This is a genomic window from Micromonospora sp. MH99 (assembly GCF_021442385.1).
In the GTDB taxonomy this organism is placed as follows: Bacteria; Actinomycetota; Actinomycetes; order Mycobacteriales; family Micromonosporaceae; genus Micromonospora.
Genome location: NZ_MUZA01000019.1, coordinates 81,969 through 95,346, shown reverse-complemented (window position 1 = coordinate 95,346; position 13,378 = coordinate 81,969). Strand labels below are relative to the sequence as shown.

Here is a 13,378-nt window from a genome sequence, read left to right as displayed (position 1 = left end):
GGCGACACGGCGTTCCCCGGCGGCGGGCGGTTCCCCGGCGACGGCCGCACCGGCGCTCAACCGCCCGGCGGCGACGGTCGCACCGGCAATCAGAACGGCGGGCAGTTCCCGGGCTTCCCCGGCGGCACGCAGGCACCCGGTGCTCCCGGCGGCGCTCAGGTGCCGGGCTTTCCGGGCGGCGGCCGACTGCCCGGCGGCGGTGGTGCCCGGGAGGCCGGGGGCGGCATGGGCGGTCTGCTCGACGCCCGCGAGCCCAGCGCCGCGCTGCGCGAGCTGCTGGAGCGCGACAGCGACGACTACACCTGGGTGGCGGCCACCATCGGTTCCAACAACGCCTCCGGCTACCAGTTGGCCACCGGCGACCCGGTGATGCCGATCGGCGGGTTCAACGGCAGTGACCCCTCTCCGACGCTCGCGCAGTTCCAGCGCCACGTCGCCGAGCACAAGATCCACTACTTCGTGGGTGGCGACGGCTTCCGGGCCAACGGTGGCAGCTCCGCCTCGCAGGAGATCTCCACCTGGGTCGCGCAGACCTTCACGGCGCAGACCGTTGACGGGGTCACCGTCTACGACCTGAGCACCGGCGGGGACGCGTCGTGACCGCGCTCAGTGGCCCCCGTGCCGCCGTCCAGACCCGGTCCTCCAGCGCCGGTGCGGTGCTGGACGTGGTGATTCCGGTCTACAACGAGGAGACCGACCTCGGCCCGTGCGTACGCCGGTTGCACGCCCACCTCACCGAGCACTTCCCGTACCCGTTCCAGATCACCGTCGCCGACAACGCCAGCGTGGACGGCACCCTGGCCGTGGCCGAGGCGCTCGCCGCCGAGCTGCCCGGCGTCGGCGTACGCCACCTGGACGCCAAGGGGCGGGGGCGGGCGCTGTCCGCCGCGTGGTCCGCGTCGTCCGCGCCGGTGCTGGCGTACATGGACGTGGACCTGTCCACCGATCTGGCGGCGCTGCTGCCGCTTGTCGCGCCGCTCATCTCCGGCCACTCCGACCTGGCGATCGGCACCCGGCTGGCGCGTACGTCCCGGGTGGTGCGCGGCGCCAGACGGGAGGTGATCTCCCGGGCCTACAACCTGCTGCTGCGGGGTGCGCTGGCGGCGCGGTTCTCCGACGCACAGTGCGGGTTCAAGGCCATCCGCGCGGACGTGGCCGCCGGGCTGCTCCCGCACGTCCGCGACACCGGCTGGTTCTTCGACACCGAGCTGCTGGTGCTCGCCCAACGGGCCGGGCTGCGCATCCACGAGGTGCCGGTGGACTGGGTCGACGACCCGGACAGCCGCGTCGACATCGTCGCCACCGCCCTGGCCGACCTGCGGGGGATGGGCCGCCTCGGCCGGGCGCTGGTGACCGGCGCGCTGCCGCTGGCCGAGCTGCGCGCGCAGCTCGGCCGGGCGCCGCTGGCCGCGCCGCCGGCGCAGGTGCCGGTCGGGCTGCCCCGGCAACTGACCCGGTTCGCCGCCGTCGGGGTGGCCAGCACGCTGGCGTACCTGCTGCTCTTCGTGGCCACCCGGGGCGCGCTCGGGGCGCAGCCGGCGAACCTGCTGGCCCTGCTGGTGACTGCGGTGGCGAACACGGCTGCGAACCGGCGGCTGACGTTCGGCATCACCGGCAGCCGGCACGCCGGTCGTCACCACGCGCAGGGGCTGCTGGCGTTCGCGCTCGGCCTGGCGCTGACCAGCGGGGCGCTGGCGGTGCTGCACGGGCTCGTCGCCGTGCCCGCCCGGCCCGTGGAGCTGGCAGTCCTGGTGGCCGCGAACCTGGCCGCGACAGTGCTGCGCTTCGTGCTGCTGCGCCTCGGCATGCACCACCGGCGGGGCTGAGGCGGCCGGTCAGCCGGCCAGCACGTCCGCGAGGACCTCGACGACGCGCCGCGCGTGGCGCCCGTCGGGGTCCTCGTCGGCGTTCAGGTCGGTCACGCTCATCCCGAGCAGCCGGTCGGCGCGGGCCAGCGGGGTGACGAGCGCCGCCAGGTCGGGCCAGCGCAGCCCGTCCGGCTCGGGGTAGGTCACCGCCGGTAGGTCGCGCGGGTCCACCGCGTCCAGGTCGAGGTGCAGCCAGGCCGGCTCGTCGCCGCCGGCCGCCAGGGCCGCCCCGACCGCCCCCGCGCCCCGGCGCACCAGGTCGGCTGCGGGCACCTGGTGGATCGCCGCGTCGATCCGGGCTGCCTCGACCCGGCCATCGTCGTCCGAGGGCGGGCGGTGCCCGAGCAGGTGCACCCGTGCGGGGTCGAGCAGGGCCTCGTCGACGCCGATCGCGGCCGCCGGGCCGTGCCCGGTGACCACCGAGAGGTCCATGTCGGCGGCCTCGCCGGTCGGCGATGTCGCGCCGTCGAGGAAGTCGGGATGGGCGTCGACGAACCACAGCTCGGTCGTGCGCGGCAGGCCCCGGCAGATGCCGGGCAGGATCGCGCAGTCCCCGCCGAGCACGAGCGGCCGACGTCCGTCGGAGATCAGTGCGGCGACCCGGCTGCTCAGCGCCGCGCCGGCCCGGACCAGGCCGACGGCCCCGATCACCCCGCTCGCCGGGTCGCGGGCCGGGTCGCGGAGCCACGCCTCGTCCACCTGCCCGTCGTCGTCAGCGGTGAGCGCGTCCAGCAGGCCGGCCCGGCGCAGGGCGGCCGGGGCCCGCTCCTCGCCGCGTCGCGCGCCGGAGGAGTCCAGTGGCGCGTCCACGACTGTCCAGCGCACCTTCGCAGCGTACCGAGGAGGGCCGCTTTCTGTGGCCAGGCTGGGAGTCCTCCGATGTGGCCGCGACGGCGCAGATGAGCAGCGTACGGTGATGGACAAGTCCGGCTTTCTGGGTTAAAAGCCTCACCGCTGTATTCCCGGGACGCCGGTGTCGAGACGGGCGAGGGGAAGGAGCGGTCGGTGATCCATCTGGCCTACCTGGACGCGGGATCCGGCAGCCTGATCGTGCAGGCCGTCGTCGGCGGGGTGGCCGGCGCCGCGGTCGCCGCCAAGCTCTACTGGCGACGGCTGGTCGACCGGTTCCGCCGGCAACCCACCGACCAGCGGTAGCGGTCGCCGCGACGATGACTACCTCACCCACCGGGGTACGCCCCGAGCCCGCCTCCTTCCGCGACCCCGCCAACCGGGTGTTCCACGTCGGCGACGAGGTGCTGCGCGGGCTCGACGCCCATGCAGCCGAGCACTGGCGGACCCTTGCGGCCAGCCCGTTCTTTCCCACGCTCGTCTCGGCCGGCAAGGTCTGCGCCACCGAGGACGCCCCGCCCACGCTGGTGCCCGACGCGGCCGGCACCCCGTGGGCGGCGGTGCTGCGCCACGAGCGCATCCCGTTCGTCTCCCACCCGTACGAGTGGTCCTTCGGCATGCTGCGCGACGCCGCGCTGCTGCACCTGGAGATCCTGCGTACCGCCCTCGCCAACGGCTTCACCACCAAGGACGGCTCCGCCTACAACCTGCAGTGGCGCGGCGCGAAACCGGTCTTCATCGACATCGGCTCGTTCGAGCCGGTCCGCGACGGGGAGCCGTGGGCCGGCTACCGGCAGTTCTGCCAGACCGTGCTCTACCCGCTGCTGCTCACCGCCCACCTGGGCGTGGACTTCCAGCCCTGGCTGCGCGCCCAGGTCGACGGCATCGAAGCCGACCAACTGCGCCCCCTCTTCGGCGGAACCCGCCGGCTGCGCCCCGGCGTCCTGACCCACCTGCACCTGCACGGCGCCATGCAGCACCGCAACGCCGCCGCCAGCACCAGCGACGTGAAGGCCCAACTCCGCGCCGCCGGCTACTCCCGGGACCTGCAGGCGGCCACCGTACGCGGCATCGAGAAGCTCGTCCGCCGGCTGCAGCACCGCCCGTCGGGCAGCCACTGGTCGGACTACCAGCGCACCTGCGGCTACTCGGCGCGCGACCGGGTCGCCAAGGAGCAGTTCGTGGTCACCGCGGTCGCCGCCGCCGCCCGCCCGCGCCTGGTGCTCGACCTGGGCGCCAACGACGGCCGGTACGCCCGACTCGCCGCCGGGCACGCCGACTACGTGGTGGCCGTCGAGCAGGACCCGGCAGTGGTCGACGAGCTGTACCGGGCGCTGCGCTCCGAAGGGCAGCAACGGATCCTGCCGCTGGTCGTCGACCTGGCCGACCCGTCCCCCGGTGGCGGTTGGCGCGGCGTCGAACGTGCCGGCTTCGCGCAGCGGGCGTCGGCGGACGTCGTGCTCGCTCTGGCCCTGGTGCACCACCTGGCGATCGGCCGCAACGTGCCACTGCCGGAGGTCGTCGACTGGCTGGCCGGGCTGAGCGCACCCGGCGGCGCCGTGGTGGTGGAGTTCGTCCACCCCGACGACCCGATGGCCACCCGCCTGCTGGCCAACAAGCCCGACGGCCTCTTCCCGGACTACCGGCGCGACACCTTCGAACGGCTCCTCGCGACCCGGGGCCGGATCACCGACCGACTGGAACTGCCCTCGGGCACCCGCACGCTCTACCGGGCGGTGATGGGTGGCTGAACCGGCAGTCGCCGACCCGTCGGGACCCGTCGCCGGCCCGCCGGCACCCGGGCGCTGGGACCGGGGCTGGCGCGGCGAGCTGGGCCGGCTGCTGGAGATCGTGGCGCTGGTCGGGCTGGTCGTCACCCAGCCGCTGCTGGACGTACTCGGCCGCAGCCCCGACTTCTTCCTCTTTCACCGCGCCGACGTCGGCCAGATCCTGCTGCTGGTCGCCCTGGTGGCCCTCGCGCCCACCGTGCCCGTGGCGCTGCTCGGCGCACTGAGCCGACTGGCCGGCCGCACCGCCCGCGCACTCACCCACACGACGCTGGTCGGGCTGCTGCTCGCCGCCCTCGCCGTGCAGGTGGGCCGGCACACGACGCCGCTTCGGGGCGTACCCCTGCTGGTGCTTGCCGGTCTGGCCGGTCTGGGCGGCGCGGCCGCCCACCGTCGGTGGCGCTCGCCCGGCCGCGCGCTGCGACTGGCCGCCGCCGGACCGGTGGCCTTCGTGGCGCTGTTCCTGTTCGTCTCGCCCACCTCGGCGGTCGTGCTGCCCCGCGGCGACGGCGGTGCCGTCGGCACCGCGCAGGGCGCGGCAGTGCACCCGCCGGTGGTCATGCTGATCCTCGACGAGCTGCCGCTGGTCAGCCTCCTCGGCGGCGACGGCCGGATCGACGCGGCGCGGTTCCCGCACTTCGCCGAGCTGGCGGCAGGCTCGACCTGGTACCGCAACGCCACCGGAGTCAGCGGCTGGACGCCCAACGCGTTGCCGGCGATGCTCACCGGCCGCTACCCGGCGCGGGCGGTAGCGCCGCACTACTCGCAGTACCCGGACAACCTGTTCACCGCCTTCGGCGGCCTGTACGACATCCAGGCCCAGGAGAGCATCACCCGACTCTGCCCACCCAGCCGGTGCGAGCAGCCCGTCGCACCCGAACAGGGCCTCGGTGTGCTGGTCCGCGAGACCGGCAAACTGCTCGGTCAGGTCGCCGGGCCGACGAACACCCGCGTCGACCCGGAGGACTCCTACCGGGAGCAGACCCGCGTCGAAGCCGGCCTGGACGCCGCCGAGCCGGTCCCCGCCGATCCGAAGTTCCGCTGGGACAGCCTCGACGACAACCAGCCGGCCCGGTTCACCAGCTTCCTGGCCGGCCTGAAGCCGCAGCCCCGACCCGCCCTGCACTTCCTGCACCTGCTGATGCCGCACTCCCCGTGGGCGTACCTGCCGTCCGGCGCACGCTACGACGCCCCGGAGGACCTGCCGAACGACGGCGCGGGCTGGGTCGAGCTGGCCCGCCAGCGGCACCTCGCCCAGCTCGGCTACACCGACCGGCTGATCGGGGAGACCCTGCGGACGCTGCGTGCCAGCGGCCTCTACGACCAGGCCCTCGTCGTCGTCACCGCCGACCACGGGGTGAGCTTCCATCCGGGCGCGCAGGGCCGGGGCATGGACGCCATCAAGGCCGCCGCCGGCGAGGTCGCGTGGGTGCCCATGTTCGTGAAGGAACCCGGGCAGCAGACCGGCCGGGTGGACGACCGCAACTGGGAACACGTCGATCTGCTGCCCACGGTCGCCGACGAAGCCGGCATCCGCCTGCCCTGGCACGTCGACGGCCGCTCCGCCCGGCAGGCCCCCCGCCCCGACGCCACGAAACACTTCTACGACACCCCCGGGCAGGTGGTCACCTTTCCCGGCGGCGTGCCCACCCCGCCGCCGCTGCCGACACCGCACCCCCTGGTGGGCACCGAGGTCCGCGCCGGCCCGACCGGGGGCAGCGCCCAGGTCGCCGACCTGGCCGCCTTCCGGGCCACCGACCCGGACACCGGCACCCTCCCGGCGCTGGTCTGGGGTGACGTGCCGGACGCGATACCGGACGGCACGCTCCTGGCCGTCGCCGTCAACGGCCGGATCGGCGCGGTGGTCCCGGTGGTGCCGACCGACCCCGGCGGCCGCCGCTTCGCCGCGCTGCTCACCGACGACCGGCTGTTCCGCGCCGGCACGAATCAGCTCGACGTCTACCAGGTCGCGGCGGACGGTACGCTACGACGCCTCGCGTTGTCCTGACCCGGCGTCCCGGCTGGCGGGAGGGTGGGTTTCCCGGCGGCCCAGTCGGGAATCGGGTGACGCATACCTCACCGCCGAACCACGGCGGGCAGTGTCCCCCGAGCCGCAATTACGGTAGAAGCGAAGGCAATTCAACGTAGATCTGCCGGCGAAGCGAGGAACCACATGACGGAAGTCAAGCTCGATCACCCCGGTGGGCAGCTGTCGATGCCGGTACACGCCGCGGTCGAGGGCCCCGCTGGCATCGGGGTGAGCAAGCTGCTGAAGGAAACCGGGATGACGACGTACGACCCCGGTTTCGTCAACACCGCAGCTGCCTCATCCGCGATCACCTACATCGACGGCGACGCGGGGATCCTGCGTTACCGGGGATACCCGATCGAGCAGCTGGCCGAGAAGTCCTCCTTCCTGGAGGTCTCGTACCTGCTCATCTACGGTGAGCTGCCCACCGAGCAGCAGCTGACCGAGTTCACCGAGTGGATCCGGCGGCACTCGCTGCTGCACGAGGAGATGCGCCGCTTCTTCGACGGCTTCCCCCGCGACGCGCACCCGATGGCGGTGCTGTCGTCGGCGGTCAGCGCCCTGTCGACCTTCTACCAGGACAGCCTGGACCCGTTCGACTCCGAGCACGTGGAGATCTCCACGGTCCGGCTCATGGCGAAGGTCCCCACCATCGCCTCGTACGCGTACAAGAAGTCCATCGGGCAGCCGCTGCTCTACCCGGACAACTCCCTCGGGTACGTGGACAACCTGCTGCGCATGACCTTCGGTGTGCCGGCGGAGCCGTACGAGGTCGACCCGGTGATGTCGAAGGTGCTGGACATGCTCTTCGTCCTGCACGCCGACCACGAGCAGAACTGCTCCACGTCGACCGTCCGGCTGGTCGGCTCCAGCAACGCCAACCTGTTCGCCTCCGTCTCGGCGGGCGTGAACGCGCTGTTCGGCCCGCTGCACGGCGGCGCCAACCAGGCGGTGCTGGAGATGCTCCAGCAGATCCACGCCGGCGACGACGACGTCCGGTCCTTCGTCCGCAAGGTCAAGGACAAGCAGGACGGCGTCAAGCTCATGGGCTTCGGCCACCGGGTCTACAAGAACTACGACCCGCGGGCGGCGATCGTCAAGAAGGCCGCGCAGGACGTGCTGGGCCGGATGGCCAAGCCGGACCCGCTGCTGGACATCGCCATGGAGCTGGAGGAGATCGCGCTCGCCGACGACTTCTTCGTCTCCCGCCGGCTCTACCCGAACGTGGACTTCTACACCGGCCTGATCTACAAGGCCATGGGCTTCCCCACGAAGATGTTCACGGTGCTGTTCGCGCTCGGCCGGCTGCCCGGCTGGATCGCCCAGTGGCGCGAGATGATCAACGACCCGGAGACGAAGATCGGCCGTCCGCGGCAGGTCTACGTCGGCGCCGCCGAGCGGGACTATCTCCCCTTCGCCGAGCGCTGACCTCCGCTCTTTCGCACCGCGCACCTCCGCATCGCCCGCACCGCCCGCACCGCCCGCACCGCCCGCACCGCCCGCACCGCCCGCAGGCCGCCGACCCGATCCGGGCCGGCGGCCTGCGCCGTACCCGCCCGCCCGCTCGCGTGGCGGTCCGTGGCCCTCCCACCGGTACCCCGAGTCCATGGTTCGGCCCCTGTCGAGCTGCCCCAGATATGGGGCGAGGCGGCGGCGTGGAGGGGGGCGTTCCGTGGTGGGGCGAGGCGAGGCGTGACGGGGTGCGGCTTGGCGCGGCGGGGTGCGGCGTGACGGGGCCGGGGCGGGGCGGGGCGGGGCGGGGCGGGGCATGGTGGGCTTCGAGCGCCCGATTCCGGCCTGCCACGTCGACGGATGGCTCGGCGGGTTGGTCGGGCTGGACCCACGGATGATCCCTCCAGTCCGCCGATATCGCGGTATACACGGCGTCGGGACACCACAATCTCGGCGGACTGGAGTCGATCAAGGGCGGTCCCGGGCCAATTTCGGCGAACTGGAGTCGATCGAGGGGCGGTCCCGACCCGTGGGCTTCTCGGTGACGCTGATCGGCGCTTCGGTGACGCGTCCGCGCTTCTGGCTTCCGGTGGCCGCCCCATTTCTGGGGCAGGTCGACAGGACGAGAACAATGGACCCGGAGGGGCCGGGGGACACCGTGCCCGGGGCGGGGCGGCGTGTGGGACGCGTCGGAGGTTGAGGGTCAGAAGGCGGAGATGTCCCGGGCTCGCTCGCTGCGGCTCAGCGCCCCGATCAGCGCCGACTGGCCGTGCCGGCGGATGGCCAGGCGGACCAGCAGGTCGCGTACGGGGTCGAAGACCTCCGCCGGGAACTCGGGCGTGGGTACGCCGACGCTGACCGCGAGGTCGTCGGAGTGCACGACGATCTCCAGTTGGCGCGTGAGCAGGAAGTCGGCGCGGCGCAGGGACCAGCCCTGCCACGGGATCGGCACGACGTCGAGGGCGGCGCCCCGCGACAGCAGATCGTTGACCTTCGCCAGCGCCTCCCCGGAGCGGGCGTGCAGGTCTGCCGGGCCGCGCAGCGCGTCGGCCTCGTCCGAGCCCGTGGCGACCGCGTCGGCGGCCGGCGTGCCCTCGGTGACCCAGGCGGCCCGCTCGTAGTGGTTGTCGGCGGAGTCCAGCGTGGGCAGGTCGGCGGGTGTCGGCAGCAGTTCCGCCGCGCGTACGGCCTGCCGCCCGAGGTGGCATGCCAGGGCACCCACGGACAGGTGCGGCAGGGCGCTCGGGTTCGACCACTGCGCGGACACCTCGGGGCGCCGGATCAGGTCCAGCGCGATGGCGGCGGCGACCGGAAAGGCGGAATCGAGGGCGTCAACGGGACGAGACATCCGCACATTCTGGCAGGCCTGACCGGCCGGCGCTGAGGAGCGAGGCGTGGCCAGCACGGCTTGATCGACTCGGTCTACGGGAAGTCGGGGCGTCCCCGGCACAGGGACGCCCCGACTTCATGGAAACCGAGTCGATCAAAGAGCGGGTCAGCGCAGGCCGGCGGCGGCGAGCAGGTTGCCCTCGGGCAGCGCCGGGAGGGCCCGGCCCTGGGACATCCGCTGCTCGGTGCGCTCGGCCGTGAACGTGGCGTCGTTGGCGATGGCCGCGGCGTAGCTGGCGGCGGTGCGCTGGGCGATGGCCGCCCAGCCGTACTGGTCGTGGACCATCCGGCGGGCGCGACGGGCCATGGCGCGGGCCCGCTCACGGTCGGACAGCAGCGCGTCGACGGCGTCGCCGAGCCCGTCCGGGTCGTGCGGGCGGAACGTCATCCCGGTCGCTCCCGGCTCCACGATCTCGGCGAGACCGCCGGTGGCCGCGACGGCCAGGGGCGCTCCGGCGGCAGCGCCCTCCAGGGCGACCATGCCGAACGGCTCGTAGATGCTCGGCACCGCGAAGCAGTCGGACGCGGCCATCAGCGCCGGCAGGTCGTTGCCGCCCAGGAAGCCCGGCATGGTGACCATGCCGCCCAGGCCACGGCGGTGCACCTCGGCCTCCAGCTCGGCGCGGTACGGGCCGTCGCCGGCGATCACCGCGCGCAGCCCCGGGTGCCGCTCGCGCAGGCGGGGGAGGGCGGCGATCAGGTGCTGCACGCCCTTCTCGTAGACGAGCCGGCCGGCGAAGGTGACCAGCGGGCCGTCCCCGGCGAACCGGGCCCGCGCCGCGGCCACGTCCCGCGCCGGCACCTTCCAGCGGTGCGACTCGACGCCGTTGGCGACCACGTCGACGCGGCCGGCCGGTACGCCGAACAGCGCGCCCACCTCGTCGCGCATATAGCCGGAGCAGACGATCACCCGACCGGACTCGCTGCTGAGCCACTGCTCGACACCGTGGATGGTGCGGTTCATCTCCTCGGGCAGCCAGCCCTGGTGCCGACCCGCCTCGGTCGCGTGGATGGTGCTCACGAGGGGGATGTCCAGGTGGTCGCGCAACGTCATCGCGGTGTGGGCGACGAGCCAGTCATGGGCGTGGATGACGTCGTAGCTGCCGGCCTGGGTGGCGCGTAGGGCGGTGCGGGTGAGGGTGTGGTTGAAGGCCATGGTCCAGGCCAGGAGGCTGCTGGTGGCGAGGGGGAAGGTGACGGGGTCTTCGGGGGCGCGCAGGATGCGTACGCCGTCGGCGTATTCCTCCAGGGGTGCGCCGTCGGCGTGGCGGGTGACGACTGTGACGTCGTGGCCGGCGGCGGCGAGGGCGACGGAGAGGGCGTGGACGTGGCGGCCGAGGCCACCGACGAGCACCGGCGGGTACTCCCACGACAACATGAGGATGCGACGGGTCTGCGGCGGCACCCCGGGACCGGAGTGCGCGGGCACGATCGCGCCGGGCTGCGCGGTCGGGCCGGGCTGCGCGGGAAGCTGCGGCCGGGAGGTCAGGGTGGGCCGGTGGGCCCGGTCCTTGGTGGCAGCGAGCTGCTCATCGACCCGCAGGGTCGTCACATCAATCTCCGTCCATGCATGGTGGTGCGCGCCGGCGTCAGTGGCGGCGGAGCGAGAGGTGGAAAGGGTGGCCGAGGGCCGAGTGGGGTCGCGCGCGGACGCGTGCCCCCCGACAAGCAAAAGGCATCGAGCCCCGGAACGCACCTCGAAACCGTCCATGGTGACGGAGGACACCTGAGGGTGTAGCACGCATCAGACAGGTGGATTCCGGTCATCGCCTGAAAGGATGGATTGGCGCACCGGGGCGCAGGGCAATACCGGCGTGCGCGCGGGCGACCTGTCGTCGGCGCGCTCGTGGCGCGGTGCGCACATGACCATGGTCTGAAGGAGCGACATGCAGGTCTGGCCGGGCGAGCGGTATCCCCTGGGCGCCACCTACGACGGGATGGGCACCAACTTCGCCATCTTCTCCGAGGTGGCCGAGCGGATCGAACTCTGCCTCTTCGACGAGTGGGACACCGGCGCCGAGCGCCGCGTCGAGCTGCGCGAGGTGGACGCCTACGTCTGGCACGCGTACCTGCCGGGCATCGAGCCGGGGCAGCGCTACGGCTACCGGGTGCACGGGCCGTACGACCCGGCGAACGGGCTGCGCTGCAACCCGCACAAGCTGCTGCTCGACCCGTACGCCAAGGCCATCGACGGTGACGTGACGTGGGACCCGGCGGTGTACGACTACGACATGGGCGACCCGGAGCGGATGAACGAGAGCGACTCGGCGCCGTTCATGCCGAAGTCCGTGGTGGTCAATCCGTACTTCGACTGGGGCAACGACAAGCCGCCGCGTACGCCGTACCACCACTCAGTGATCTACGAGGCGCACGTGCGCGGGCTGACCATGCGCCACCCGGACATCCCGGAGGAGCTGCGCGGCACGTACGCGGGCATCGCCTCCCCGCCGATGATCGAGCACCTGACCCGGCTCGGGGTGACGGCGATCGAGCTGATGCCGGTGCACGAGTTCGTGCACGACCACCGGCTCGTCGACCTGGGCCTGCGCAACTACTGGGGTTACAACACGATCGGTTTCTTCGCACCGCACCACGGCTACTCGGCGCTGGGCCACCTCGGGCAGCAGGTGCAGGAGTTCCGGGGCATGGTCAAGGCGCTGCACGCGGCGGGCATCGAGGTCATCCTCGACGTGGTCTACAACCACACCGCCGAGGGCAACCACCTCGGGCCGACGTTGAGCTTCAAGGGCGTGGACGCGCCCAGCTACTACCGGCTCAGCGAGGAGGACCGGCGCTACTTCGTCGACTACACGGGCACCGGCAACAGCCTCAACGTGCGCAGCCCGCACTCGCTGCAACTGATCATGGATTCGCTGCGGTACTGGGTGACCGAGATGCACGTCGACGGCTTCCGGTTCGACCTGGCGGCCACCCTGGCCCGCGAGTTCTACGAGGTGGACCGGCTGTCGACCTTCTTCGAGGTGGTCCAGCAGGACCCGGTGGTCAGCCAGGTCAAGCTGATCGCCGAGCCGTGGGACGTCGGCCCCGGCGGCTACCAGGTGGGCAACTTCCCGCCGTTGTGGACCGAGTGGAACGGCAAGTACCGCGACACGGTGCGGGACTTCTGGCGCGGTGAGCCGGCCACCCTCGCCGAGTTCGCGTCGCGGATCTCCGGCTCCGCCGACCTGTACCAGGACGACGGCCGCCGTCCGTTCCACAGCATCAACTTCGTCACCGTCCACGACGGGTTCACGCTCACCGACCTGGTGTCGTACAACGACAAGCACAACGAGGCCAACGGCGAGGACAACCGGGACGGCGAGAGCCACAACCGGTCGTGGAACTGCGGCGTGGAGGGCGACACCGACGACGACGCGGTGCTCGCCCTGCGGGCCAAGCAGCGGCGCAACTTCCTGGCCACCCTGATGCTCTCGCAGGGCGTGCCGATGATCGGTCACGGCGACGAGCTGGGCCGCACCCAGCACGGCAACAACAACGCCTACTGCCAGGACAGCGAGCTGGCCTGGATCGACTGGGACAACGTCGACGAGCAGCTGCTGGACTTCGTCCGTACGCTCACCGATTTCCGCAAGCGGCACCAGGTGTTCCGCCGTCGCCGGTTCTTCACCGGCCTGCCGGTGGGCGGGCGCGGCAGCGACGAGCCGTTGCCCGACCTGGCCTGGCACACCCCCGATGGGCGGGAGATGACCGGCGAGGACTGGGGCAACGACTTCGGCCGCTCGGTGGCGCTGTTCGTCAACGGTGAGGGCATCCGCGAGCGCGGCCAGTACGGCCAGAAACACCACGACGCCTCGTTCCTGCTCTGCTTCAACGCCCACGACGCGCCGCTGGACTTCACGATGCCCGGCAGCGAGTACGGCCAGAAGTGGGAACGGGTGATCAGCACGGCCGAGCCCGAGCCCGACGACGCCACGGTGATCAGCGCGGGCGGCACCATCCGGGTGCCGGACCGCTCCCTGGTGGTGCTGGAAAGGACGATCTGA

General features: G+C 72.6%; 9 protein-coding genes and 1 pseudogene. 7 read left to right on the top strand and 3 right to left on the bottom strand.

Going from position 1 to position 13,378, the window contains the following annotated elements; translation table 11 throughout:
• Together B0E54_RS13275 and B0E54_RS13270 are read left to right on the top strand one after the other, a co-directional pair.
• Nucleotides 1–600, top strand: a pseudogene (locus B0E54_RS13275) (glycosyl transferase); the annotation flags it as partial.
• Nucleotides 597–1,826 (top strand): glycosyltransferase, encoded by a 1,230-nt coding sequence (locus B0E54_RS13270; protein WP_234583695.1) that lies wholly within the window; start codon nt 597–599, stop codon nt 1,824–1,826. The pseudogene B0E54_RS13275 and the gene B0E54_RS13270, both read left to right, overlap by 4 nt.
• A gap of 9 nt (nt 1,827–1,835) precedes the next feature.
• Here the strand turns inward: B0E54_RS13270 and B0E54_RS13265 are convergent, their stop codons facing one another.
• Entirely contained in the window at nt 1,836–2,693 is an 858-nt protein-coding gene (locus B0E54_RS13265) for an arginase family protein (RefSeq protein ID WP_234583694.1), read from the bottom strand.
• Nucleotides 2,694–2,873: 180 nt separating this feature from the next.
• Between B0E54_RS13265 and B0E54_RS13260 the strand changes: the two genes are divergently transcribed.
• The 4 genes from B0E54_RS13260 to B0E54_RS13245 all read left to right on the top strand — a co-directional run bounded on the left by B0E54_RS13260 (nt 2,874) and on the right by B0E54_RS13245 (nt 7,961).
• On the top strand, nt 2,874–3,023 hold the full coding sequence (locus tag B0E54_RS13260; RefSeq protein ID WP_007459587.1) for a hypothetical protein: 150 nt from the start codon (nt 2,874–2,876) through the stop codon (nt 3,021–3,023).
• Between the two features lie 14 nt (nt 3,024–3,037).
• Complete coding sequence (locus B0E54_RS13255; RefSeq protein WP_234583693.1) at nt 3,038–4,468, top strand: methyltransferase domain-containing protein; 1,431 nt, start codon at nt 3,038–3,040, stop codon at nt 4,466–4,468.
• A complete protein-coding gene (locus B0E54_RS13250) occupies nt 4,461–6,512 on the top strand; it encodes a sulfatase-like hydrolase/transferase (protein ID WP_234583692.1) in 2,052 nt (683 codons plus the stop codon). The genes B0E54_RS13255 and B0E54_RS13250 overlap by 8 nt, the downstream gene beginning before the upstream one ends.
• 165 nt (nt 6,513–6,677) lie before the next feature.
• A complete protein-coding gene (locus B0E54_RS13245; protein ID WP_234583691.1) occupies nt 6,678–7,961 on the top strand; it encodes a citrate synthase in 1,284 nt (427 codons plus the stop codon).
• Nucleotides 7,962–8,688: 727 nt separating this feature from the next.
• Here the strand turns inward: B0E54_RS13245 and B0E54_RS13240 are convergent.
• Both B0E54_RS13240 and B0E54_RS13235 read right to left on the bottom strand, forming a co-directional pair.
• Complete coding sequence (locus tag B0E54_RS13240) at nt 8,689–9,333, bottom strand: maleylpyruvate isomerase N-terminal domain-containing protein (RefSeq protein WP_234583690.1); 645 nt, start codon at nt 9,331–9,333, stop codon at nt 8,689–8,691.
• 147 nt (nt 9,334–9,480) lie between these two features.
• Entirely contained in the window at nt 9,481–10,926 is a 1,446-nt protein-coding gene (locus B0E54_RS13235; RefSeq protein ID WP_234583689.1) for a glycosyltransferase family 4 protein, read from the bottom strand.
• A gap of 334 nt (nt 10,927–11,260) precedes the next feature.
• Here B0E54_RS13235 and glgX point away from each other — a divergent pair, with 334 nt between their 5' ends.
• Nucleotides 11,261–13,378: a glycogen debranching protein GlgX gene (gene glgX / locus B0E54_RS13230; RefSeq protein ID WP_234583688.1), complete on the top strand. Its 2,118-nt coding sequence runs from the start codon at nt 11,261–11,263 to the stop codon at nt 13,376–13,378.

Coding starts and splice junctions, on each gene's coding strand:
- B0E54_RS13255 (WP_234583693.1), top strand. CDS start 3,038: ATGACTACCTCACCCACCGGGGTACGCCCCGAGCCCGCCTCCTTCCGC.
- B0E54_RS13245 (WP_234583691.1), top strand. CDS start 6,678: ATGACGGAAGTCAAGCTCGATCACCCCGGTGGGCAGCTGTCGATGCCG.
- B0E54_RS13240 (WP_234583690.1), bottom strand. CDS start 9,333: ATGTCTCGTCCCGTTGACGCCCTCGATTCCGCCTTTCCGGTCGCCGCC.
- glgX (WP_234583688.1), top strand. CDS start 11,261: ATGCAGGTCTGGCCGGGCGAGCGGTATCCCCTGGGCGCCACCTACGAC.